The sequence below is a fragment of the Salegentibacter chungangensis genome (genome assembly GCF_042678405.1).
In the GTDB taxonomy this organism is placed as follows: Bacteria; Bacteroidota; Bacteroidia; order Flavobacteriales; family Flavobacteriaceae; genus Salegentibacter_A; species Salegentibacter_A chungangensis.
In genome coordinates, this window is record NZ_JBHTLI010000001.1 from 1,483,986 (window position 1) to 1,506,892 (window position 22,907).

Below are 22,907 nucleotides of genomic sequence, written 5' to 3' on the forward strand. Positions count from 1 at the left end.
AAATTAAGAAAAAGCTGAGTTTTGGGCTATTCTGCTGTTTCCAGAAGTTCGTTGTCTATTTTGATCCCCGAAACATCGGCTATGGTATTGAGCATATTCACCAGGTCTGCCTGTGCCATTAGTTCCTGCACTTCAGCCTTGGAGAAACCCGCCTTTTCCAATTCCTCAAAGTCGTCCTCACTAATATCGCTGTGATGCAAAGCGGCTTTTGTGACCACCTGTACCGCGGTTCGATAACTTACCGGCATACTTGGAGAGTTTATTTGCTCGGTGGCCTTGAAGTTTTGGTCTTCAGAGATCATCGCGCTCATACTGTCGGCAAAAATTCCGTGGGCGTGCGAGCAGTAATTACAACCTCTTTCCTTTGAAACGTTATAGATAATTAGTTGCTTTAAAACATTTGGTACTTCGCCCAGCATTAAGGTATGCTTTAGCTTCGCCCAGTTTCCTTTTAACAGAATAGGATTGCTCCCCTGGCATTTAAACCAGTTAAGAACAAAAGGTAATTGCAAGGTTTTCTTGGTGTCGTCATAAATTTCCCGTACTTCAGGAGATGCGTCGTCATAGGAAATCAACGGATATCTGCTGACTGAGGTAGTTTCTGTATTCATATTAAAGTAGATTAGTTAGTGGTATGGGGCAATTTGGGAACAAATTACCACTTAATATAACAATTTTAGCTAATAAATCATTTTACCTGCCTGAAATTAGACTTTTCTTAAGATTTGTTAGTGTGGAAATTCGATATCCTGAACAGGATTTCAGGTTGATTAAGGTTAAAATAATGATAATTTCGCCGGAATGAATTTCAGGCTTTAACGATTTAAGTATCTTCAAAATCTAAAATAAATATTGAAATATGGCCATAGTTGGTTCAATAATAAAAAGTCTTATAGACCTTCGTGACAGTATAGTTCCTGAACCCGAAGCTCAGAAATCCCAGGAGGAGGTCCTTAAAAAATTGCTCAAAAAGGCGAAGGATACCGAATTCGGGAAGCATTACGATTTTGAAGGTATTCTGGCAGCAGATGATGTGCAGAAGGCCTTTGCCGAAAAACTGCCTTATTTTGATTATAATAAACTTCATAAGGAATGGTGGTATCGCCTGCACGAAGGGGAAGAGAATATCACCTGGCCGGGACGCCCGCCTTATTTCGCCTTGAGCTCAGGAACTACCGGGAAGTCGAGTAAGCGAATTCCGGTGACCGATGAGATGGTGGAAGCTATCAGAAAGGCCGGCATCAAGCAGGTGAGCGCACTCAGCAATTTTGACCTTCCTCCGGATTTTTTCGAGAAAGAGATTATGATGCTCGGGAGTTCTACCGATCTCCAGAAAGAAGGGGACCATAAGGAGGGAGAGATCAGCGGGATTAGCGCCAGTAATATTCCGTTTTGGTTCAGGGGATATTATAAACCCGGCGAAGAGATAGCCAAAATAGAGGAGTGGGATGACAGGGTACAGCGGATAGCAGAAAATGCCAAAAACTGGGATATTGGAGCTATTAGCGGAATCCCGTCCTGGTCTGAGCTGATGATCAAGAAGATTATAGAATACCATAATGTGGACAATATTCACGAAATATGGCCGAATCTGCAGGTATATGCTTCGGGAGGAGTGGCGTTTGAGCCTTACGAAAAGAGTTTTAACGCTCTGCTGGACCATCCGTTAACGGTTATTGATACCTATCTTGCTTCGGAAGGTTTTCTTGCCCTTCAGGAAAGACCCGATACTACTTCAATGAAACTTATCCTTGATAACGGAGTGTATTTTGAATTTGTGCCCTTTAAGCCTGAATACATTAATCAGGATGGGTCTATAGTTGAAGATGCACCTGTGGTACCTCTTTCTGATGTAAAGGAAGAAGAGGATTATGTTCTGCTTATAAGCACAGTCTCGGGAGCCTGGCGTTACCTGATTGGAGATACCATAAAATTCACTAACGTTGAACGTAAGGAAATAAGGATCACCGGAAGGACCAAGTTCTTTTTGAATGTTGTGGGATCACAGCTTTCGGTTAACAAGATGAATGATGCCGTAAAGGAACTCGAAGAGAAATTCGATATTAAAATTCCGGAATTCACCCTTGCTGCAGTAAGGATTGACGGAGAATTCCATCACCATTGGTACCTGGGGACAGAAGCTTCAACCTCTGAAGAAGAGCTCGCTAATGCTCTGGATGAATCCTTAAAGGCGGCAAATAAAAATTATGGTGTTGCCCGTTCCAAAGCCCTAAAAGGGGTGAAGGTGACCAAGGTCTCACCCGATCTTTTTCCTGAGTGGAGTGCAGTCAATAAAAAGAAAGGCGGACAGGTAAAAATGGAAAAAGTGATGGATGAAGAAAAGTTCGCCAAATGGGAAGCTTTTGTGAAAGAGCATTCTTAGGAACTTCAGCTAAATTCAGCATTAAAATTATCGAAAACTTAAAGTGATCTTCAGCTTTAACCAAAGAGCCGGGATCACTTTCCTTCTTCAGCATCCAGCTTATCTACCAGGGCCATTATTTCTTCCTGAGAAAGATATAAACGCTTTATCCTGGATTTATAGGAGTCGGATAGGTGTGCGTGGTTCAGAATAAAGTCTTTGGTAGCGATTATATAACTTCCAAGACCGTGGTTTACCGCATAAGTATCGGCGGCACGCTCTGCTTCCTGAATATAATTTTTAGAAGTAAGGTATTTTACCCCAAACCAGATCATATTGGTTGCGCTGCGTTCACGGTAATCCATAATATGGCCCAGTTCGTGGCCAATCCATCCAATGAGAACTTCAGAAGGGACATCGGCCACATCAAAGACCTCATCCTCGATCTGGATCTCTTCACTTATCATAATGAAATAGCCCCTTTTTTTCTTGTTCTTCAGTAAACCCGAAACCTTGGGCTGGGCCTGCATAAAAGACTTTTTAATATTATTCTTGAATTTGAACTCTATAGGCGTGTTCTTAAGTTCGGGGTAATGGGAAAGAGCTATATAGGCTTCACGCCAAATTTCATCAGGTACTATCTTGTTGGTTAGCTCAAGACTGTCTTTTTGTTTCATAGGCGAATTCTGGGCATAGCAGACCGGTATAAATAGCAACATCATCACGATATAGGTCGTTATTTTCATCAATCTGTTCATTCTTCAATAGCTCTTATGCAAGTTAGTATAAAATAAATACTCTCATAAATATCGATTTTAAAATACTCCTAAAAAATGGAGAAAATTACGGTATTTTCTACTGGTAATGAAAATACCGTTCCATATCCGGAATTCGGAACGCTATTTGGCAATTGTCAAATAATTTATAACTTTAAAGTTCTGACTTTTAAAACTATAAGGTTTTTCTGCCCTACAGGTCGGTGGTTTTTGTCGCTCAGATGAAACAACACCATACTAACCAATTATTACACTTTATGAAGATCAGATTCTCTTATCCGGTCTACCGATCTGGTTCCGGATTTTCACAAGCCATTAAAACATTTTCTGTAACTGTTCTATTATTATTCTCAGTTTTAGCGAAAGGACAGGAAACTGAAGACTACCTTGAAATGCCCGTAAAGGAGGGCTTTATTTCTCTGGCAGATTCGGTGAAACTGCATTATCGCAGTGTAGGCAACGGCAAGGATACTCTTGTAGTGCTTCACGGTGGTCCCGGCTTACACCTTAATTACCTGGATGCCGATCTTCGCCCCCTTGCCTTATCTAAGACGCTTATTTTTTACGACCAGAGAACAGCCGGGAAGTCTACTTTAGTAAAGGACACTACCAGGCTGAGATTGCAGGACTATGTGGAAGACCTTGAGGCAGTAAGACAATATTTTGATATAGGCCGGCTAAACCTGATGGGGCATTCCTGGGGTGGATTCTTGGCGGCAAGTTATGCGATAGAGTATCCTCACAAGACCAGATCTCTTCTACTGGTAGAACCCGGGCCGCCTCCTGCATATAAGCCCTTTTTTGAAGATTTTCAGCCAACGGGCAGGATTGACAGTCTACGTCTAAAGAAAATGAACAGGGTAGCTGAGACCTGGGCAGATTCGGAAAATCCTTATAAGAACTGCTGGGACTTTTTCAGCATTTTCGGAAGAGCATATACTTCCAACCCGGAATATGTAAAACAGGCCTGGGGAGGAATATGCAATTCCCCGCAAAAAGTGTTGAACAGTCCTTATCGAAAATATGTGATTGGCTCTTTGGGTAAAGAGTACGATTTGCGCTCAAAGCTGAAGGAATTGGATTTGCCGGTGCTTATAATTTACGGGAAGGATGATCCTTTGCCCATTGGAGGCGTTAAGCAATGGAATGAAGCATTTAAAAATTCCCGAATGGTAGTTATAGAAAATTCAGGACACTTCCCTTACTATGAAAAACCTGATGAGTTCTTTCCCCTGGTAACATCTTTCCTGGAAGATCCTGATGCACTGGCGCAAGCTGATATGTTGGTCTGGCCACCTGCGGCCGATAGTGCCGCTACTGAATTTTCTGAAACCTGGTGGGAGATTACCAGCGCTAATTCCAGATTAGAAAAAGCGATAGCAGCCCAGGATTCAGAGCTGGCTACAGAAAATTATACCGAAGATGCAATCTTTTTGATTCCTACCGCACCTCCAATGAAGGGAAAGGCACAGATAGATGCATTTTTTAAGGATAACTTTCATAAAGGGGTTCGGTCTGCCGAATTTCAGACCCTCGATATTGAAGGAACAGAGAAGATCCTTTCTGAAGCCGGAAGGTATGTGTTACGGGATGAAAAAGGGGAGATTCTGGATATGGGAAAATATATGGTGGTCTGGAAAAAAGTAGACGGGAAGTGGAGGATGCACAGAGATATGTTCAATACCTCTATGAACACTCCTTCAGAGCTTTATGAATTTGAAGATTTAGGTGTGTCTGAATAAATTGTAAAGTCCTGAAACAAAAAAAAGCGGGTTTTAAAACCCGCTTTTTTATTATGGTTTCTTCTTTCGCTTAACCTTGCATCAGGTTCTGAAGGCGTTGCTGAAGTTCACGATCTGAACGCAATGCCATTGCCAGTTGCTCATATCGCTTAAGGCTTAAGCCTTGTTCTTCGATCACTTCTTCCATTTTTTCCTGGAATTCCTTCTGCATATCTCCAAGATCTTCAACCACATCGGCGTGCATCTCTTTTTCTTCTTCGGTCATTTCGATCTCTTTATTAGGATCTAAAGAAGCCTTGTGGATTTCATTGAATCTTTTGATTTCGAAGCCTTCTTCCTTCACAAGCGCCATCATCTTCTTTTGCGCTTCCTGGTTTACCATTCTCATTTGCTGGTAGGCTTTTGCAAATTTTTGAAGCTCCGCATCGTTCACCTCAATTTTTTGCTGCTGCTGAGGTTGCATTGGCTGGGTTTGGGCTACTGCAGGTACAGTACCTAAAAGAGCAAAGAAAAATAGGAAGTTGATAATCTTTTTTGACTTAATCATAATTCTTGATTTTGTTTTGTGTTGTTTTGATTTTAAAGCGCCCAAAGCTATCATTTTTGAATTCCCGGCAATATTATTTTGGTTTTAATCTCGGTTTTTTAGAAAGAATTAACGGCATTTGCCCGGTTTTGTTAAAGACTTTGCCGTGCATATCGGGAATTTCTGGTAAAACATTCTTATACCATTAAAAACCCTGGATTTTGCCTGTTAAGTACTGGTAAGTAGCGGTTTAAGTATGTTTATTGTTTGCTGTTTAGCTTCTTATTTTTATCTTTAACATATAGCCCCGACTATGTTAGCTTAAGTTGTTTCGGAAATTCCCTAAACTGCCGGAACCAGATTTTTTAGAGATTAAGCTGAATATTTCTACCTCCCTACAAAACGAAATTTAGCATATAACTATAAAATACAGGCTGCTTTTTTTAAGGTAGGCTGCCAGTTTATTTATTAATCAACCATCAATAATTATGAGAAATCAAGTAAAGATTAGACTTTTATTTCTGGCCGTGTTCATTATTGGCCTTTCAGAAACTTTTGCCCAGGCTGTGGCTCAGAATGCAGAGGCAATTAAAGTAACCGCAGTTTATAACTCCTCAACCGAGCAGCATCTGTTTCAGCTGGAACAGGACACCATCCCAATGGGCTGGACCACCTTCAGATTTGTGAACGCAAGCCCTGCTGTACATTTTATGATCCTTGAAGATTTTCCCGGTGATCGCACCACAGAAGATGTGGAAAGAGAAGTAGGACCGGTTTTCCAGGGAGCAATGGACCTATTAACAGAAGGGAAAACCGAAGAAGGTTATGCGAAATTAGGGGACTTGCCGGCCTGGTTCTCCGAGGTGGTGTTCAGAGGCGGTTCCGGACTAATAATGCCCGGTGCCGAAACCCGTTTTACTACTTACCTGGAACCCGGAAACTACGGAATTGAATGTTATGTGAAAGCCGAAGACGGGACTTTCCATAGTATGATGGGAATGTTCGAAGATCTGTATGTTACCGAACAAGACAGCGGAAATCCAGAGCCTGCAGATCCAACCCTGGATGTTTATACAACCAATGAAGGATTTAATATAGGTGGTGAGTTTAAAGCCGGAAAAAACCTTGTTGCGGTTCATTTTGATGAAGAGCGTGAGGGGATGACGGGAAAAGACGTTCATATTGTAAAAGTAGAAGAGGGGACCAATCTGGAGGAGGTGGCTACCTGGATGGACTGGAGCCAGCCAAAAGGCCTTATCTCCGGACATATGGGGAATTCTCCCGTCCCTACTCAATTCTTAGGAGGAACCCAGGAAGGCCCTGAGGGAGCTACTTATTATTTTCACATAGACCTTGAACCCGGAAAGTATGCAATGGTAGCAGAGATGCCTGCCAATGCCCCTGCTTATAAGGTCTTCGAGGTAAAAGAAGAGCAATAGTTTTAAATACGAACTAAGCAATAAATTTAAACCTGTGAATTTATCCAAACCGGCGTTTTGCGCCATTTTGGCTCTGGCTTTTACTACCTGCAATTATTGGAAAAAGGGAACCTTCGAGGGACCAGGTGAGAAAGGTTTTTGTTCTGAAGGGAAGCCTCATTTTGCAATAATAAAACAGTTCGGTGTGAATGAGGAAAAGACCAGGTCTTAAAAATGAAGATCAGGTTTATATTGATAAATAAGGCCCGGGGAGTATCCTTCGGGCCTTACTGTTTCGAAAGTAAATGGCTTTAATCCAGCTATAGTTTTTCAGGAATTCGTTTCAAAATAAAGAAGAAGATCAGCTTTTCCTGAGCCTGTTCTCATAAATTTCTATCCATTCTTCAGGAGACATTTTCCCGGCCAGTTCTCCAATAAGTCTATAGGGAATATGTTCTGCGTTTTTGAAGCGGATACAGCTTTTTCCCATATTCAGTTTGGTTTTGCAATGTTTGGTATATTCCTCTTTAAACCATTTCAGCAGCTTTTCATCGGCATATAAGCCTGAATGGTAAATCGCGATATAATTTTTCTGGGAAGCAAGATTGATAAATGGTAAAGGAAGATCAGGGTTCACGTGGTAGCCCGGCGGATATACCGAATGTGGCACCACATATCCCAGCATTCCATAACTCATAGTTTCTTCGAATCCTTCGGGGAGATGATTCAGTATTTCCTTTCGCAATTGCAAGACCGCCTTTTTACGGTCTTCAGGAAGTTTGTCTATATATTCTTCTGGAGTATTCGCTTCAATTTTCATAATTCTAAAATTCTACGGCTGAGACCACCTCAAGGATTACGGGGCGCCCTATTCGTTCTTCAATCTGTTTTTTAATGTTCTGCATTTCCGAAGCTTCTATGGTTTCACTACTTACAAGCTTCAACGAAACCACCATAGGTGTGCCAAATCTCACTTTAACGTCTTTCAATACCGATTCATTTACACTGGTGCCTTCCAGTTCTTTTGTGATTTGTGCCTCCTGCATTATCCGATTAAAAGACAGGGAAAGGGGGACCATAACGAGCAGGATGATAAGAAAAGTATACACCAGCCCCATTCGGGCTCTTTTAAAGGGTGCAAAGCCCAGTAAAAGGAAGGTGATCCCGGCAAACATAATTATGCCGGCAAGGTTCGTGAAATATAACAGAATGGCCCCGGAAAATATTTGCCAGTCCCACCAGCCTATACCAATTCCGGCAACTGCGAGTGGAGGAACCAGCGCTACGGCTATGGCAACTCCGGCCAGGCTCTTGGCAATTCCTTCTTTGGCGTGTGCATAGGCCGCTGCAATTCCCGAAGCCACGGCAATTCCCATATCGAGAAGGGTGGGAGAGAGCCGGGCATCGATCTCTGAAGTAAGGATCCTCAAAGGGATAATAACACTCACACCAGCCGAAAATGCAAGAGATACCACGGTGCCGATAAGAATGGTTGCGACCCCGGTTTTGAGCATATTGACATCGTAACGTACCATACCCATCGAAAAGGATACAATAGGAGAAATAATTGGAGCCAGGATCATTGCCCCAATGATCACGGGAGAGGAATCCCCGTATAAGCCGAATGTTGCGATGAGCGTGGAAAGGATCATCATTACCAGGAAAGCCGTACTTAATTTGGCATTTTCTCTAAGCACGGTGAAAAGCTCCTGAAATTCTTCGGTGGTTGCCCTGGGTAACCAGGGCAACTTTCGTTGTGTAAGCTCTTCCCTTTTTTCACCGGTTGGTAAAGTTTCTGTTTTCAGGCTTTTCTTGCCATCGCTTTTTGTTTCTTCCGCAATATTTTTGCTTTCCTGTTGCAGACAAACGGCTTCCTTCTGCACTTCTAACTCGATCTTTTCAGCCGTGAATTTTTCCCCGTCTACGGTAAATTCCATATTTCCTTCATTCTCAATGATAAGATTGGAAGTTTTGATGTGACCTATGAACTTCGGAAAGCTTTTCAGGGGCTTTGATCCCGGCAGCAGGCTTTTGAAGAGGAACCAAAACAGCACCAGTAAATTTTCAGGGGAAAGAAGGACCACGTTAAACATTCCGTCGTTTATAGCGCTTTCGGGAACAAGTCGGTTGGAAATAACCGATCCCGAAGGATGCTCTACCACTATAATTCCCAATGCTGACGTCTTGATGAGCTTCTCGCCGTCTGCACTCAGTATAAAACTTAGATGTGAAAGGTTTGAGATTCTCCGGATGTTTTTAATAAAAAAGAAGGCCTCGGCAAAAAAGTTCTTCCCGGACTGGTCTTCGGTTAGTATAAAAACGTTCCCAATGTTCACAGACTGGAAAACGGGCCTGCCGTTACACTTAAGCAGATCGAGACTTACAGGTTTTTCCGTTTTTAACTGAGATATGACCGCTTCAGCCTTGTCGCTAAGACCAAAACCTTTGATAGCCATTGCAGCCCCAGGATGTGGTAAAATTGCGTATTTCCAGTTTTCCTTAATAGCAAAAGGAAGAAACTCTTTTAGGTCCTGGTCATTTAAGTAAATTAAGGCGATATCTTCAGGACCTGGTTGAAAACCAGCTTCAGGGGGAAAAGAAACCAATTGGTTTTCTTTCTCTTCCAGCAGAGGAATGATGTTTTTTTCTAATTCCTCAAGATCCTTAGGTTGGTGAAGGATGTAGAGCATATATTATAGACTTTCCACATCTAAGATAATCTTTTTTACTTTCAGAACTGCCGGTGTGACTTCTAATAAAGGCGCAGGTTGCACTAAACCCTTTTTTTCGGCGGTTTCTACAATTTCACATATTCATTCTGGAAGCAATCGTAGCATTCATCAAAAAGAATAAGCCTTCCATCGCTAAATTCAAAAGATTGCTTTAGCTCTGAATTGTAGATGATAAGGGGAACTTCTTCGGTAGTTCTTATTGAGTTCCCCTGTTCTATTTTATAGCTGCCTTCCTGAATCTTTTCCCCATTCCTGCTTTTCAGGAACTTGTTGCTGGTAAATTCAATGATGATCACATCATCTCCGGCTCCGTATTCGGTTGTGGTTCCTGCAATACCACCGGAACTGCGAATGAGTTTCCATTTTCCTGTGAGATCTTTATCTCCCTGGTCGTCAATGGGAGTGGTTTGAACAGAGCAAGAAGCAATAAGGAAAACGAACAGAAAACAGGTAAAAAGTTTTTTCATAAGAGTTTAAGATTCAATTTGTATTATAAAGATACAGGAATCAAATATGGTTGCGTCCTGGTGTACTAAGAATGCTTTTTTCTGTATAGAGCCATCAATCCCAGGACTGGTCCAATTCCCAAAATGGTATAAAGGTAAAGGGTGTTGAAATAATCATTAATGAAATTGAGGAACTGAATGCTGACAATTGTGATGGCGAAACCTATGGAGTTTACAATGGTCAGCGCAGTTCCTTTAACTTCAACCGGCGCATTCTGGGCAACCAGGGTAGAGAATAAAGGAGAATCGGCGACCACCACAAGTCCCCAGAAAATGAGGAAAGCGATGAGTGAAACTTCAGAATCCATCAGGAAAACTAGCGGAGAAAGGAAGCAACACAGCCCGGAGAGGAAAAGGGCTGAAGCAGCCGTTCTTTTGGTACCTTTCTTTTCGGAAATGAAACCTCCGGCCATACAGGCGATTCCGCCAAGGCCTATGATCAAAAAGGAGATCAAAGGAATACTAAATCCGGCTTCAGGATGTATTTCTTTATAAGATGCGAGGATTACCGGGACAAAGGCCCAGAAGGCATATAACTCCCACATATGACCAAAGTATCCGAAGGCAGCAGCTCTGAATTTGGTATTTCTGAATACTTTAAAGAATATTGTAAGATCCAGTTTTTTCAATTTGCGCCGGTGAGGACCGTCGGGAACAAAAAGGAGGATAAGTATCCCGCCTAAACCGGCAATGATTGATGTAAAGATCAATACCATTCGCCAATGCAGGCCGCCTGCTCCGGTAAGGTCTTTCAGCAGGTGTGGAAATGCTGTTCCAATCACAAGAGCTCCTACAAGGAATCCCAGTGACCTGCCAAGGCCTTTTTTGAAGTAATCTGAAGCGATTTTCATTCCTACAGGATAAATACCGGCAAGAGAGAATCCGGTCAGGAACCTGTATAGAAGTAAGCTTTCGAGACTGTTGTTCTGCAAAGTGGCTCCCAGGTTAAAAGTTGCTCCCGCCAGAGCGCAGTAGAAGAAGACCTTTGAGGGAGAGAACCGGTCAGAAAGAGTGAAAAATGCGAAGCTCAGGGTTCCGCTTATAAAACCGAATTGCACGGCTGAGGTGAGATGTCCCAGGGCTCCGTCGTTAAGATTGAAATTCAGGATCAGATCTGCCATCACTCCGTTTCCTGCAAACCATAAAGAGGTGCAGCAAAATTGTGCGAACACAATCAGAGCTAGTATTTTTGTAGGTCGCTTCAAATTAGATTCTGTCCAGGTCTTCTCGGGTACGCTCATTTTGAGTGTTTCCTGTATTAAGAGTTGATGCCGGTTCAAAAAGCATAACCGAGACCTCCTTTTCGGCTACAGGTTTATGCTCCACCCCACGGGGAACAATAATGAATTCGCCTTCTTCTATAGTTTCTTCCCTGTCTCTGTACATCATCCTTAGACGTCCTTTGAGTACATAGAACAGTTCATCTTCCTCATCGTGTTTATGCCAGACAAATTCTCCCTTTAATTTCGCGAGCTTTACCTGTTGCCCGTTTAACTCCCCAACGATCCTGGGGTTCCAGTGATCTGAAAATTTGCTGAGCTTTTCTTTTAGGTTTACTTTTTTCATAGTGGCAGAGGATCTTATTGTTCCGGAGTTTTGTGGTCGTAACTCAGTACCCTTTTCAGGGTCCATTCTTCATCTTCAAGCAGCCAGACGTGGGTGAATTTTGCAGCACTTGTAAAGTAAGCTTCCTTCTGGGGCTCCTTAATGTAGAAATTATGTTCTCCTTTTTGGATTGCACCATAAAGTTTCCCATTCTCGTAAAGCGGAAAAACTTCCAGACTTTCCTCATTAAGTTTACGGATGGGCTTTTTTGCGGGATTGGAGCAGATATTTTGTCGGACAGTTTTTAAAAACACCTCTTTTGAAGTGCTCAACCCGCTCTGATCGTGGTAAAATTCCAGGTCTTCACTTATATATGGTTCGAAAGCCTCAATTTTACAATTGTTGAAGCCTGCTTCAAACAAAAGGCTGTCAAGTTCCTGCATTTTCAGATATAGTTCAGAGTCCTGGGAAACCTGGGCAAGACCTGAAAGAGTGCTTGTAAGAAGTGTGAGGAGTAAAAATAGTTGTTTCATTGTTTATAGTTTTAATCAGAGACTTTCGTAGTCTTCCAGCCACTCGAAAGTTTCGGGAAAACTATCTCTCCATAGTTTTTCATTGTGTTTACCGTCTTCAACGATTTTCAGCTGATAATTCTCTTCTTTTAAGCCTTTCTTTTGGAGGATTCCGATCATCTTTTCAATATCGGGGATCACTTCTTCGCCTTCCTCTGTACCGGCGAGAAAGTAGAATTTAGTCTGGGGGTTGAGGGGAGTTTCTTCTGCATAGGAATAGATATTATCGCTGAACCAGAAAGAAGGGGAGTACACCCCAATTTTACTGAAAGTATCCGGATATCTCAGGCCTGCATAGAATGAGACCAGGCCGCCCAACGAAGATCCGAATATTCCGGTGTGCTTATAGCCGGGTAAGGTCCGGTATTTAGAGTCTATGTAAGGCTTCAGGATTTGGGTGAGAAACTTCAGATAGGCCTCTGCATTTCCTCCACCGTATTTTTCATTTTTAAAAGGAGTGAGTTCGCCGATTCTTTTGTCTCCGCCGTGATCGATCCCTACTACTATAACTTCTTTTTTTGCCAAGGAATCCAGGAATTCATCTACCGCCCATTCGCCTGCATAAGAAGTTTCATTATCGAAAAGATTCTGGGCATCGTGCATATAGATCACCGGGTATTTCTTTTCTGAAGTTTTATAAGATCCGGGCAAATAAAGTCTGATCTTTTTCAAGGTATCCAGTTGAGGGGCAGGCAGCTCAAAGATCGTAATGTTTTTAGAGGCCGAAGACTGGGCGGTTGCTAAAGAGACCGATAAGAAAAAAGCAAAGAACAGAAGGTTTCTGAGGGTCATAGAGTGAAATTAATAAGTTATAAATCTAAAAATTATTTCAATAAAACTTCAGATGTTATTGTTATAAAATGGCAGCAGCCTTTTAGATGCAATGAAACCTGTAAAAAAGAACAGCCGGGAATTCCCGGCTGTTCATCTTAATATAAAATCTGACTGTAATTAGAATTCGTAGTTCAGACCAATGCTGAAGTTAGTTCCTAATTGACCCATCTGCTGTACCTCTGAAGAATAAGGGAATCTTCCACCGGCACCGGCAGTATTGGTGGAAGGATCTGTGATCTCAGGATAAACATCAAAGATGTTGTTGATCACTCCGTTTATACTGAACCTGTCTGTAAAGTTATACGCCAGGCTAAAATCTGTTACGATCTTGGCATCAAGTTCCTGGTCTGTTCCTCCGGACTCCGGAGCAGTAACGGTAACCGTACCAAAACGTGTATTATTCAGTTCAAGGTCCCAGTTTCCTAATTCCTGAGATAATCCAAGGATAATTTTAGACTTTGGTCTTGAATTGGTGATAAGACCTCTTTCCTCACGGGCAAAGATATTATAACCGTTATCGGCTAGTGGTCCCGGTGTGGTGATCGCATCAATTTCAGTTTCGTTGAAGTTGGCTGCAAGACTTGCCTTAAACCCGGCAAAACTGTTGTAGTTCAATACGATATCTGCACCTCTGGTTTTCGTATCTCCTGCGTTAATGAAGAACTGAACTGCCACAACATTGTTATCCTGGAGTATCTGTTCAACAGGGTTCGTACTGTCAGGGTTTCCATCCGATCCAATTTGGGAAGAGAATAGCACCCTGTCATCTACATTTATCTGATAGAAATCTACCGATCCGTAGAAGTTTTTCGAAAACTTATAAGTTACACCTGCCGAGAAGTTCTGTGAAGTTTCAGCAAAAAGGCTTGGTACTCCAAGAGCCTGTACCGCCGGGCTGTCATTTGCAAGTGTTCCCTGCAATAACGGCTCAGATGAACCGGCTACAATAATGTACTGGCTGTTGGTAAGATGTCTCTGGTGAAGGGTAGGTGCTCTAAATCCGGTGCTGTAAGAACCTCTGATGGCTCCGTTTTCACCTAACTTGAATCTACCGTTCACTTTCCAGGAAAAGTTATCTCCAAAATCTGAGAAATCTTCATATCTACCTGCAACCCCTAAAAGTAAGGCGTCGGTAATGTCGTAATCTAACTGGGCATAAGCGGCAAAGTTATTTCTGTCCCACTTTCCTGCTTCGGCTGGTTTTACACCGGCAAAAGAATCGGATCCTCCTTTGTAGTAAGAACGCTTGTCACCTTCATAGGCATAGAAATATTCTTTCTTATACTCTAATCCCATCGCCACGTTAATGTCTTCGGTCAAGAGACCATTAACATCAAGGTTTCCGATCACATTCTGAAGTCTGTAACCACCAGGGTGGAAGGTAGTAGGAGAGGTGCCGTTATCGGCAAGGTAATCTCTGTTCACCGAATTGTTTACGGTATAAAATACCGAGTTAGCTCCATAAGTACCGCTAAGGTCGGCCATCCAGTTCTCGCCAAGATTGTACTCTAACCCAATAACATTAATATGGTCATCGATGTCGGTTTCGAACGTTGGCTGATAACCTTTAAAATCTTCTGGTCTTGTTAAAAATCCTGCATCTGCAACTCCTCTTCTCCAGTAAGGAGCTCTGTAGTAGGCAAAACTACGTCCTGTTCTTGTTGTAAAACCATGGAAGGTGTAGAATTCTGCATTCTCTCCTACAGGATGTGCAAGATTTACAAAAATATCCTTCTTTTCCATATCCGGTTGTCCAACTTTCATTCCCAGGTCTGGATTGTCCTGTGCCCACTGAATTTCGTTGGGACGGGCATCTTCCGGCAGGTCGGCCACTCCTGGCGTACCGGCCCTGTTGGTAAGGTTTTGCTTATAGTAGCCTAAGGTAAGATTTACATAACCGCCGTCCCCAATATTAAAGGCCGTGTTCAGGTCTGAAGCGAAGTTGAATCCGTCACCTTCTGAAGTGATCCCGGCTCTTGAGGTAACCGTAGAATACTCCACATCTTCCTTTAGCACCATATTGATCACCCCTGCAATTGCATCAGATCCGTACTGGGCAGAAGCCCCGTCTCTTAATACCTCTACATTTTCTATCGCAGCTGTAGGAATACTCTTAAGGTCGACTCCAACCTCTCCTTTTCCGGGAGTACGGTTCAAGTACACCTGTGCACTCTGATTCTTTCTTTTTCCGTTTACCAGTACCAGGGTTCTACTAGGGCCTAAGCCTCTAAGATCTGCAGGGTCATAGTGGGCGGTTGCATCAGAAATAGCCTGGTTTTGGGCATTAAAAGATGGCACCTTGAAGGTTAACATTCGGTCTATGGTTGGTTTTCCACTCCCGGTTAATTCCTTCACTCCAAAATTATCGATGGCTACCGGAGAATCCAGGATGGTCCTGGGCTTGGTTCGGTTACCGGTAACAACGATCTCGTCCAGCCCAAAGCTTTTTTCGACTATTGTGATCGTTATGTTTTCTGAGGAGGTGATTTTCTGTTCTTTCTTCTCATATCCAATATAAGAAGCGACTAATACTGTGGGAAGTTCTGATACTTCAAATTCAAAATTTCCATTTTCATCTGTAGTGGTGCCGTTTGTGGTACCTTTTTCCTGAATAGTAGCGAAGGGAACCGGCTCGTTCTTATCGCTCATAATCTTCCCTGAAACCGGGGTTTGGGCCCACGCGGTAACAGGAATAAATAAAAATAAGATGATAACCTTTAACGCATTTAATGTTGTTTTCATGTTTTAAGTTTTTGTAGGGATTTACTCAAATATTAAAAAAAACTTAAAACTGTACAATTATTAATAATGGTTACATAGCATTAAAGTATTTGAAAAAAAAGTATAAAATGTTAAAAAATGGACTTAATTAGCGTGTTAAGTTCAGTGAATAGCGATTTTTAATCGATTTTAGTGATTATATTTTAATTCCTGGGCGTTGTTGTATAAATGAATAAAAATCATTTAAAACAGGTTTTGTTTGAATAAAGTGTAAAATAAGTGGTATTGGCGTATATGCGGGATTTTAGTAATTGTTTTATAAAATAAATACTGTAGAGTTATTTCTTTTTGTCCGAGCTGTCACCCTTTCTTGATAACAAGTCTATTTTTACTGTATTGATTATTGGGGTACGATCGTAATAAGTATAGATCTTATCAATTAAAGAGTCTTGTGTGTAATGGCTCGCAAAATTCATCCGGACGCTGGTGGCTCTTCCATCGTAAACCATTTCATTGGAGAAATATGAGATGACGATGACCCCGGTTAATCCGCTGTATTTTAATTCCTCTTTGGAAATCACGGGTACATGTACCGTGTTCTCAAAACTCATTTTCTCGATTCCGGAATTGGCTTTCCAATCTTGCCACCACCTCAGGACTTTGTTTTTTCCTTTTAGTACGGTCCTGGTATCGGCATCGCCATCAGGAAAGAAGTATTCCACATTGTCATCCAGCATTTCTCCCCAGGCATCAAAATCGAGGTTAGCCATATGCATCAAGGCCTGTTCGTTCAGTTCGGAATAGGCTTCGGAAGCGATTTCATACTTGGAATTAACAGGTTCTGCCGAAGGTTCTTGTTCTGTATCTTTTGATTTGCTTGAGTCGTTGCAAGATGAAAAGAGAAATACTACGCTTGTAAGAATGATAAATAGCCTTTTCATATTTTTTGTTTTAGAAGTTAATTATTCAGGTTAAAAATATGGCTGAAATTACAGCTGAGGCCTACTGTTGTTCTTTTAAAGATACAGATTTTTTGAATTGATCACTTTAAATAAAATGCTAATATTTAGATCTTTATGATCTTGCCAGTTAAAAAGAATATTTTCTTATCCTTCAAACCAATCTTTTAAATTCTTATGCTACCAGAGTAGTTTTCACCAGGCTTGATATTAGTTAGTTTAACAGGTTGGAATATTTTCCGGAGCCGGGATAAACTAATAGTATTATTTAAAAACCTTTAAAAATGGAAAACGTAATTCATAAGCGCAACGGTGTAAATGTAGACCAGTTAATGCAAACCATAGATCTTGTAAAGGAAGATCCTGAGATTGCAAAGTTTCAATTCAGAGCAGAAACTGAATGGCTGGGAGGAGGACACTGTAAAACAAAGATCAAGGATTTTTATGGCGCAAAAACAGAGGACTCTTCACGTTCTCGGGCATTTGAAATTGAAGGGGATGAACCACCTGTTCTGCTTGGAGAAAACAACGGAGCGAATGCAGTTGAAGCCTTGTTACATGCTTTGGCTTCCTGTCTCACAGTTGGGTTTATTTACAATGCAGCCGCAAAAGGTATCAATGTGGAATCCCTCAATTTCCAGATGAAAGGTGACCTGGATCTTCACGCATTCCTGGGACTTTCAGAAAGCAAGCGCCCCGGATATGAAAAAATTATCGTGAAGTATAAAGTAAAGTCAGACGCTCCAAAAGAGCAATTGAAGGAATTATGTGATTATGTGCAAAAGACCTCGCCTGTATTGGATATGCTACGCAATCCCGTGCCGGTAGAGATAGAAATGATTTAATAAACCCATTATCCCGGCTTTTGTTAAGAGTAGTCTTTATTATTCACAGTCAAAACACTTCAGTAGCTTTTCATTTAACTTCAGGTCTTCAGAGCCTTTAAGTGGTTTGGAAAGCAAATCACGTTCGTTGATTATTTTATGGAATTCCCTGGCATACTCGACCAGGTGTTCCCGCCTGTTTTTCACCTTGGTAAGAATATCATTTTTATCCAGTTTGGAGATAGAAGCTGGCCAGACCTTAAAGGATTCCTCCAGTTTTTTATCCGTTAGTTTAGTCTGAAGGATTTTGGCCTGCTCAACAAAAACCGTTTCAGGAACCGATCTTAGAAAGTAAATATCAAAAGGATAAACCAAGCCAGGCATAAAATCTATATCTTTTTCAAAAGGACGAATCAGTGGTTTGATATTTTTATTGGTAACGATCTCGGGAATCACACCTCCGGGCTTAAAGAATGCATTATCCCTGTCGCCGGCCAGAGGAACTGCTTTAAAACCTCCATTTTCTTTTTGCATTACCCATCCCCACTGCTTGGCGTGACGGTCCCAGTCTCCAATTAGCAGATCAAAAAGCCGGGCTCTTACCAGTGCTTTGTGATCAATGCTTACTTTGTCTCCTTTTTTCATTTTCAGTTCCTGGAGACCATCGGTATCCAGAATTTTATCGGCATTATATGGGGTCCAGTTCACATCACCCTTAGTTTCATATTCCAGCAAAAAGATCCGGTTTCCGAATTTCTTATTGAACTTGCCAAGACGTTCTTGTTTAGGCAAGAAGACGGGTTTTGGGTGAGTGTGAAGTACACCGGCAATATCTGCCATTTCAGCCGCCAGAACGGCTCCATAGGGATGTTGAGCTGAAAGACCGTCCACGATAACATTTTCCAGACCAAGTTTTTCAGCAATCTCAGGGATAAGTTTCTTAGGGTCCTTATTGATACTGCGCAGGGAATAAACAGTTCCGTCCGGGCTTTTAATTTCGAGGGAATGCGTTTGCCTTCCGCCGCCTTCCTCAACAATCTCCATTCCGCCATAGAGTGTATCCAAGTAAACTACAGGAAATTTAACAGGAGTGGACCAGGCTTTTCGATATGTTTCGCCCTGCATGAGCTTTTTAATGGCACCGCCCTCAAAAAGTGTACTTGCAGCTATCAGGATGGAATCGTGTTTTTTGAAATCGATCGATTCCACCTCTTCATAGTTAATGATCTCTGCCGTCTTTAAATCACTGTCAGAGCCCGAAACAGACCAATAGATAAGCGCTATTAGCACAAGCAGAAGTATAATGATAAAGCCGAATAACTTTTTCATATTTAAAGTTCAGGTTTTTGATTTTCGGTTAACAGGAAAAAACCTTGTGAACCTCCAAAATTGGCGATTCTAAGGTCTGTTTTACAGCACTAAGATAAATGTTAATAGTCACCAGAAACTTAATATTATTCTAAAATTTTAAGGAGTGTTTATGCTTGAGTTGGTTCGAAGTCCGGTACTATAATCCAGTTTAGTGTAAATCGATTTTTCTTAAAATATCCCAGGTTTTGCCATTATGCCTGAATAAGTGTATGCTGTCAGCCCTAAATGAACTCTGGTAGTTGCGGTCTTTGAAGACCGCCCAGATTTCAGGGAACACTTCTGTTTTCAAATCTCTGGAAGCGATGGTGATATGGGGGTGAATCCTGGCAGCTTTTTCGTGATTTTTCAGATCCAGTATTTGAGCAAGATTACTTTGAAGGTCTTCGAACAAATCAATCACAGGCCGATGTTCGCTTACTTTTACAAAGATCACGTTTTGTGAAAACTTCCCGAAGCCTGATAAACTGACCTGGAATGACCTTTTATCTTTAGCGAATTTTAAAAGATTCCTTATCAATACTGGTTCCTTCTTTTCCTGCATCCTGAACGGAATTTGCAGGGTAATATGCGCCGGTAGTTTTAGCGCGTGTTTGATCCTGTAACTTTCCTTCAGTTCTTTCTTGAAAGCCTCAATTTCCTTACGAATTTTGGCAGGAGGTAATAAGGCTATAAAATACAGGTGGGAGGTAGATTTTCCGAATGTTGAACTGGTCATAAGCTTACTTTATGGCGATAATTCTTAAGGGGCCTCCGCTTCCTCCTTTTATCTTCATAGGCAGAGCGATCACCTGGAAACCGGTTGCCGGAAGCTGATCCAGGTTCGCAACATTTTCAAAGGCCGGTACATTATTCGTCATCAGGGCAACGTGGGCTCCAAATTCCTGGGACTGTCCATAATCTATACTGGGAGTGTCTATACCCACCGAACTGATCTTCCTTTCTTCCACCAGCCACCTGGCGGCTTCAGGAGCAAGTCCGGGGAAGTGCAGCTCTTTCACGGCTTCCGGCCCGCGATTGGTAGTTCCCAGGTATTTCTGTTTATCGGGATAATATTTCCCGAATCCGGTTTGCAGTAAAACTATGCTATTCAGCGGAATCTGTCCTTGTTCTTTTTCCCAGGTTTTAAGGTCTTCGATGCTTATCAGGTAATCAGGGTTATTTAGAGCTTTGTCGGAAACATCTATTTTAACCGCAGCGCCCACAAGCTTCTCAAGCGGGATCTCCTCTACAGATTGTGCGTTCTCGGCGAAATGGATCGGGGCGTCAATATGGGTGCCTCCGTGCTCGGCCGTAGAAAAATTATTGGCAGAATAGTAATAGCCCTTTTCGGTTTTACCTTTGGCTACTTCTTCAAGTTCGAATTCTTTCGCGGTTACCCAGTACACACTTTCCTCAGAAAATGAATACGTCAGGTCGATAATTTCACCGGTTAAAGCAGGACTTTCTTGTGCCTGGCACAAACCTGTAAGGAAAATGAAGAAGATGAATAGTGTTTTCATAATTCAGTTTTTATGTGGTTAGGATCAGTTCCAGCTCACTTCGGCATATTTCCCGATGCGTTTGGTGAAATTCTTAGGTTTTTCGGCATATATGAGTTCGCCTTTCAGCTTCGCACTTTTCCTTAAGTGTTCACTGTACTCACTGATTAGTGCGTGAAGCATCTCCTTTTGTTTGTCATCTTTCACGCCGAATTCGGGTGAAAGTAATTTATCGTTTAATACCATAAGATCGTGATCATCGCCCAGGAAGTCGGCAAGTTCGTGCACCTCGACTTCAAGAGTTGTAAACAGGCCCGGCCAAAGGTCCTGAAGTAAAAGGATCTGATACCACAGGTATTTTACCCGTTTTCGCCATTCGTGGAATGTTTCCTTGCGAGGATCTCTATAGGCAGCGGTCAATGCACACTTTCCTCTTTTGTACACCCTTTCTATTCCTGGCAGAATTACACTTATATCATTGGTGTTTACCGGCCAGCTAGCCAATTCCTTTCTCCCATATTCCAGCTTCTGCATTATATTTTCTGAAAAGAACTTTTCTTGCATCAGCTTTTTTTCCAATTGGTTTCTTTCGGTCTCAAGGCTATGGGTCAGGCTTTTAAAGAAATTTACATAAACGTGATCTCCATAACGTAAATTCAGGGCTTCTATGGTCTCCATATGTGCCGTGAGATCCCGTATAGGTGAAAGTTCCTGTCCCAAATCTCGAAAAAAGGCGTTGATGGTCTTGAAATTATCTTCCCCCATCTCGTCCCGAAACAGCCTTGCCAGAGCGCGAATCTCCTTCAGTCGCTTCCTGATCTCGTGAACGGCTTCGTGGATGTTTTGATTATTCAAAGAATCAATAGCTGCATCCAGTTCTTCTGAAACTATGCGTTTTATATTATCGGATAGCGGCTCCTTTTTCTCCAGTTTATAACTCATTTCGGATTTTTCATATTAAGATACCGAATTGAGCTAACAGAAAGGGTTAGTGTTTTATTAAAATTGAATACACCCCGGAAGAGAGAGGGGAACGCAGAAATTCTTAATCCTGTTTTTGAGGCTCAAGATCAATGATCTTCTGATGTCTAAGCAGGTCATCAAAAGTTTCCCTTTCTCTTATCAGGTGGGCTTGACCATTGTACCAAAGTACTTCAGCCGGGCGATAGCGGGAATTAAAGTTGCTGGCCATAGAAAATGCGTAAGCCCCGGCATTGCTAAAGGCAAGAATATCGCCTTCGGTGATCTCAGAAATTCGCCTGTTGCTGGCAAAGGTGTCGGTTTCGCAAATGTATCCTACTACCGAATAAAAGCGTTGCTTTCCGTCAGGGTTCGAAATATTATGGATCTCGTGGTGCGAGCCATAGAACATGGGGCGTATAAGATGGTTAAAACCTGAATCTATTCCCGCGAATACCGTAGAGGTGGTTTGTTTGATCACATTCACCCTGGCCAGGAATTTTCCGGCTTCGCTTACCAGGTATTTTCCGGGTTCAAAGGCAAGGGTGAGTTCCCGCCCGTAATCCCTGCAGAAGTTCCGGAATCTTTCGGTTAATTTCTCTCCCAGTTCCTCAATATCGGTTTCGATATCTCCGGGACGATAAGGAACCTTAAATCCGCTTCCAAAATCAAGGAATTCCAGGTCGGGGAAGTTTTTGGCCGCTTCAAACAAAATTTCCGAAGCCCGAAGAAAGACTTCAATATCCAGAATATCACTACCGGTATGCATATGTATCCCGTTAATGTTCATTCCGGTGTTTTCCACAATTCTTAATAAATGTGGCATCTGGTGAATAGAGATTCCGAATTTTGAATCGACGTGACCTACCGAGATCTTCGAATTTCCGCCGGCCATAATATGCGGGTTTATACGAATACACACAGGAACATCAGGATGCCTGCTTCCAAATTGTTCAAGAATGGAGAGATTGTCGATATTGATCTGCACTCCAAGTTTGGTCACTTGCTCGATCTCTTCGAGGGAAACTCCGTTTGGGGTATAGATAATTCTGGCAGGATCTACACCGGCTTCAAGCCCGAGCTTGACTTCCTGGATGGAAACCGTATCAAGACCACAGCCCAGGGAATTCAGGAATTTCAGAATAGATATATTAGATAAAGCCTTTACCGCATAATGAATTCGAAGGTCATTCACCTTGCTAAAAGCTTTGGTGAGGCGATTATACTGAAATTCGATCTTTTCAGCATCATATACGTAAACAGGGCTTCCGTATTCTTTGGCTACAGCCAGCAGGTCTTGATTGTTCATTGTGGTCCTAAATTTAAGGTTGGCAAAATACCGGAGAAATTAAAACTCCCGCAAGTGCAGGTATCAAAAATAACCAATTCCTTTAATTTGTTAATTCCAGGGAAGAGGAATTCTGAGCCGGATCCCATTTTAGGGTTTAAATCAGCAATTATTTTAGCATAATGATAACGGGAAAGGCTTTTATTTCTGCTTAATTTCGAAGCCAAAGGATAGATGAAAAAAGATTGGTACAATACTTTTACATTTGTTACTTTTGCGAAGCATAATTAATA

At 42.0% G+C, this 22,907-nt stretch carries 21 protein-coding genes; 4 read left to right on the forward strand and 17 right to left on the reverse strand.

Going from position 1 to position 22,907, the window contains the following annotated elements:
- Positions 1–26: 26 nt before the first annotated feature.
- Entirely contained in the window at positions 27–611 is a 585-nt protein-coding gene (locus ACFQ3Q_RS06715; RefSeq protein WP_380744168.1) for a carboxymuconolactone decarboxylase family protein, read from the reverse strand.
- A gap of 248 nt (positions 612–859) precedes the next feature.
- On the opposite strand from ACFQ3Q_RS06715, the gene ACFQ3Q_RS06720 reads away from it, so the two are divergent.
- Positions 860–2,383, forward strand: a complete 1,524-nt coding sequence (locus ACFQ3Q_RS06720) for a GH3 family domain-containing protein (RefSeq protein WP_380744169.1) — start codon at positions 860–862, stop codon at positions 2,381–2,383.
- Between the two features lie 74 nt (positions 2,384–2,457).
- Here ACFQ3Q_RS06720 and ACFQ3Q_RS06725 read toward each other — a convergent pair whose 3' ends face one another.
- A complete protein-coding gene (locus ACFQ3Q_RS06725) occupies positions 2,458–3,039 on the reverse strand; it encodes a hypothetical protein (protein ID WP_380745602.1) in 582 nt (193 codons plus the stop codon).
- A gap of 356 nt (positions 3,040–3,395) precedes the next feature.
- Between ACFQ3Q_RS06725 and ACFQ3Q_RS06730 the strand changes: the two genes are divergently transcribed.
- Complete coding sequence (locus ACFQ3Q_RS06730) at positions 3,396–4,880, forward strand: alpha/beta fold hydrolase (RefSeq protein ID WP_380744171.1); 1,485 nt, start codon at positions 3,396–3,398, stop codon at positions 4,878–4,880.
- Between the two features lie 70 nt (positions 4,881–4,950).
- On the opposite strand, the gene ACFQ3Q_RS06735 is transcribed toward ACFQ3Q_RS06730, so the two are convergent.
- On the reverse strand, positions 4,951–5,427 hold the full coding sequence (locus ACFQ3Q_RS06735) for a DUF4168 domain-containing protein (RefSeq protein ID WP_380744172.1): 477 nt from the start codon (positions 5,425–5,427) through the stop codon (positions 4,951–4,953).
- Between the two features lie 467 nt (positions 5,428–5,894).
- Here ACFQ3Q_RS06735 and ACFQ3Q_RS06740 point away from each other — a divergent pair, with 467 nt between their 5' ends.
- A complete protein-coding gene (locus tag ACFQ3Q_RS06740) occupies positions 5,895–6,845 on the forward strand; it encodes a hypothetical protein (protein ID WP_380744174.1) in 951 nt (316 codons plus the stop codon).
- A gap of 340 nt (positions 6,846–7,185) precedes the next feature.
- On the opposite strand, the gene ACFQ3Q_RS06745 is transcribed toward ACFQ3Q_RS06740, so the two are convergent.
- The 9 genes from ACFQ3Q_RS06745 to ACFQ3Q_RS06785 form a co-directional block, all read right to left on the reverse strand.
- Entirely contained in the window at positions 7,186–7,644 is a 459-nt protein-coding gene (locus ACFQ3Q_RS06745) for a DUF1801 domain-containing protein (RefSeq protein ID WP_380744176.1), read from the reverse strand.
- 4 nt (positions 7,645–7,648) lie between these two features.
- The gene (locus ACFQ3Q_RS06750; RefSeq protein ID WP_380744178.1) at positions 7,649–9,514 is read right to left on the reverse strand and encodes a TIGR00341 family protein; all 1,866 of its coding nucleotides are present in this window, start codon (positions 9,512–9,514) and stop codon (positions 7,649–7,651) included.
- Positions 9,515–9,621: 107 nt separating this feature from the next.
- Positions 9,622–10,023, reverse strand: a complete 402-nt coding sequence (locus ACFQ3Q_RS06755) for a hypothetical protein (RefSeq protein WP_380744179.1) — start codon at positions 10,021–10,023, stop codon at positions 9,622–9,624.
- Between the two features lie 65 nt (positions 10,024–10,088).
- Complete coding sequence (locus ACFQ3Q_RS06760) at positions 10,089–11,267, reverse strand: MFS transporter (protein ID WP_380745604.1); 1,179 nt, start codon at positions 11,265–11,267, stop codon at positions 10,089–10,091.
- 1 nt (position 11,268) lies between these two features.
- On the reverse strand, positions 11,269–11,628 hold the full coding sequence (locus ACFQ3Q_RS06765; RefSeq protein WP_380744181.1) for a cupin domain-containing protein: 360 nt from the start codon (positions 11,626–11,628) through the stop codon (positions 11,269–11,271).
- Between the two features lie 14 nt (positions 11,629–11,642).
- Positions 11,643–12,140 (reverse strand): nuclear transport factor 2 family protein, encoded by a 498-nt coding sequence (locus tag ACFQ3Q_RS06770; RefSeq protein ID WP_380744183.1) that lies wholly within the window; start codon positions 12,138–12,140, stop codon positions 11,643–11,645.
- Positions 12,141–12,155: 15 nt separating this feature from the next.
- Positions 12,156–12,971, reverse strand: a complete 816-nt coding sequence (locus ACFQ3Q_RS06775) for an alpha/beta hydrolase (RefSeq protein WP_380744184.1) — start codon at positions 12,969–12,971, stop codon at positions 12,156–12,158.
- A 159-nt stretch (positions 12,972–13,130) separates the two neighbouring features.
- Positions 13,131–15,755 carry a TonB-dependent receptor gene (locus ACFQ3Q_RS06780; RefSeq protein ID WP_380744186.1) on the reverse strand — a complete coding sequence of 875 codons (2,625 nt, stop codon included), beginning with the start codon at positions 15,753–15,755 and terminating at the stop codon, positions 13,131–13,133.
- A gap of 317 nt (positions 15,756–16,072) precedes the next feature.
- Positions 16,073–16,675 (reverse strand): nuclear transport factor 2 family protein, encoded by a 603-nt coding sequence (locus ACFQ3Q_RS06785; protein WP_380744188.1) that lies wholly within the window; start codon positions 16,673–16,675, stop codon positions 16,073–16,075.
- Between the two features lie 302 nt (positions 16,676–16,977).
- Between ACFQ3Q_RS06785 and ACFQ3Q_RS06790 the strand changes: the two genes are divergently transcribed.
- Positions 16,978–17,538: an OsmC family protein gene (locus tag ACFQ3Q_RS06790; protein ID WP_380744191.1), complete on the forward strand. Its 561-nt coding sequence runs from the start codon at positions 16,978–16,980 to the stop codon at positions 17,536–17,538.
- Between the two features lie 39 nt (positions 17,539–17,577).
- Here the strand turns inward: ACFQ3Q_RS06790 and ACFQ3Q_RS06795 are convergent, their stop codons facing one another.
- The 5 genes from ACFQ3Q_RS06795 to lysA all read right to left on the reverse strand — a co-directional run bounded on the left by ACFQ3Q_RS06795 (position 17,578) and on the right by lysA (position 22,635).
- Positions 17,578–18,846, reverse strand: coding sequence for a hypothetical protein (locus ACFQ3Q_RS06795; RefSeq protein WP_380744193.1), 1,269 nt, complete (start codon positions 18,844–18,846; stop codon positions 17,578–17,580).
- Between the two features lie 190 nt (positions 18,847–19,036).
- Positions 19,037–19,603, reverse strand: a complete 567-nt coding sequence (locus ACFQ3Q_RS06800) for a 2'-5' RNA ligase family protein (protein ID WP_380744195.1) — start codon at positions 19,601–19,603, stop codon at positions 19,037–19,039.
- A gap of 4 nt (positions 19,604–19,607) precedes the next feature.
- Positions 19,608–20,387, reverse strand: a complete 780-nt coding sequence (locus tag ACFQ3Q_RS06805; protein ID WP_380744197.1) for a cyclase family protein — start codon at positions 20,385–20,387, stop codon at positions 19,608–19,610.
- A gap of 24 nt (positions 20,388–20,411) precedes the next feature.
- Positions 20,412–21,308: a CHAD domain-containing protein gene (locus ACFQ3Q_RS06810; protein ID WP_380744198.1), complete on the reverse strand. Its 897-nt coding sequence runs from the start codon at positions 21,306–21,308 to the stop codon at positions 20,412–20,414.
- Positions 21,309–21,411: 103 nt separating this feature from the next.
- The gene (gene lysA / locus ACFQ3Q_RS06815) at positions 21,412–22,635 is read right to left on the reverse strand and encodes a diaminopimelate decarboxylase (RefSeq protein ID WP_380744200.1); all 1,224 of its coding nucleotides are present in this window, start codon (positions 22,633–22,635) and stop codon (positions 21,412–21,414) included.
- Positions 22,636–22,907 lie beyond the last annotated feature (272 nt).

Excerpts from the sequence above, each read along its gene's own strand:
- ACFQ3Q_RS06755 (WP_380744179.1), bottom strand. The coding sequence starts at position 10,023 with ATGAAAAAACTTTTTACCTGTTTTCTGTTCGTTTTCCTTATTGCTTCT.
- ACFQ3Q_RS06745 (WP_380744176.1), bottom strand. The coding sequence starts at position 7,644 with ATGAAAATTGAAGCGAATACTCCAGAAGAATATATAGACAAACTTCCT.
- ACFQ3Q_RS06735 (WP_380744172.1), bottom strand. The coding sequence starts at position 5,427 with ATGATTAAGTCAAAAAAGATTATCAACTTCCTATTTTTCTTTGCTCTT.
- ACFQ3Q_RS06740 (WP_380744174.1), top strand. The coding sequence starts at position 5,895 with ATGAGAAATCAAGTAAAGATTAGACTTTTATTTCTGGCCGTGTTCATT.
- ACFQ3Q_RS06800 (WP_380744195.1), bottom strand. The coding sequence starts at position 19,603 with ATGACCAGTTCAACATTCGGAAAATCTACCTCCCACCTGTATTTTATA.
- lysA (WP_380744200.1), bottom strand. The coding sequence starts at position 22,635 with ATGAACAATCAAGACCTGCTGGCTGTAGCCAAAGAATACGGAAGCCCT.
- ACFQ3Q_RS06720 (WP_380744169.1), top strand. The coding sequence starts at position 860 with ATGGCCATAGTTGGTTCAATAATAAAAAGTCTTATAGACCTTCGTGAC.
- ACFQ3Q_RS06805 (WP_380744197.1), bottom strand. The coding sequence starts at position 20,387 with ATGAAAACACTATTCATCTTCTTCATTTTCCTTACAGGTTTGTGCCAG.
- ACFQ3Q_RS06795 (WP_380744193.1), bottom strand. The coding sequence starts at position 18,846 with ATGAAAAAGTTATTCGGCTTTATCATTATACTTCTGCTTGTGCTAATA.
- ACFQ3Q_RS06715 (WP_380744168.1), bottom strand. The coding sequence starts at position 611 with ATGAATACAGAAACTACCTCAGTCAGCAGATATCCGTTGATTTCCTAT.
- ACFQ3Q_RS06765 (WP_380744181.1), bottom strand. The coding sequence starts at position 11,628 with ATGAAAAAAGTAAACCTAAAAGAAAAGCTCAGCAAATTTTCAGATCAC.
- ACFQ3Q_RS06725 (WP_380745602.1), bottom strand. The coding sequence starts at position 3,039 with ATGAAACAAAAAGACAGTCTTGAGCTAACCAACAAGATAGTACCTGAT.
- ACFQ3Q_RS06790 (WP_380744191.1), top strand. The coding sequence starts at position 16,978 with ATGGAAAACGTAATTCATAAGCGCAACGGTGTAAATGTAGACCAGTTA.
- ACFQ3Q_RS06780 (WP_380744186.1), bottom strand. The coding sequence starts at position 15,755 with ATGAAAACAACATTAAATGCGTTAAAGGTTATCATCTTATTTTTATTT.
- ACFQ3Q_RS06810 (WP_380744198.1), bottom strand. The coding sequence starts at position 21,308 with ATGAGTTATAAACTGGAGAAAAAGGAGCCGCTATCCGATAATATAAAA.
- ACFQ3Q_RS06775 (WP_380744184.1), bottom strand. The coding sequence starts at position 12,971 with ATGACCCTCAGAAACCTTCTGTTCTTTGCTTTTTTCTTATCGGTCTCT.
- ACFQ3Q_RS06770 (WP_380744183.1), bottom strand. The coding sequence starts at position 12,140 with ATGAAACAACTATTTTTACTCCTCACACTTCTTACAAGCACTCTTTCA.
- ACFQ3Q_RS06785 (WP_380744188.1), bottom strand. The coding sequence starts at position 16,675 with ATGAAAAGGCTATTTATCATTCTTACAAGCGTAGTATTTCTCTTTTCA.
- ACFQ3Q_RS06750 (WP_380744178.1), bottom strand. The coding sequence starts at position 9,514 with ATGCTCTACATCCTTCACCAACCTAAGGATCTTGAGGAATTAGAAAAA.
- ACFQ3Q_RS06730 (WP_380744171.1), top strand. The coding sequence starts at position 3,396 with ATGAAGATCAGATTCTCTTATCCGGTCTACCGATCTGGTTCCGGATTT.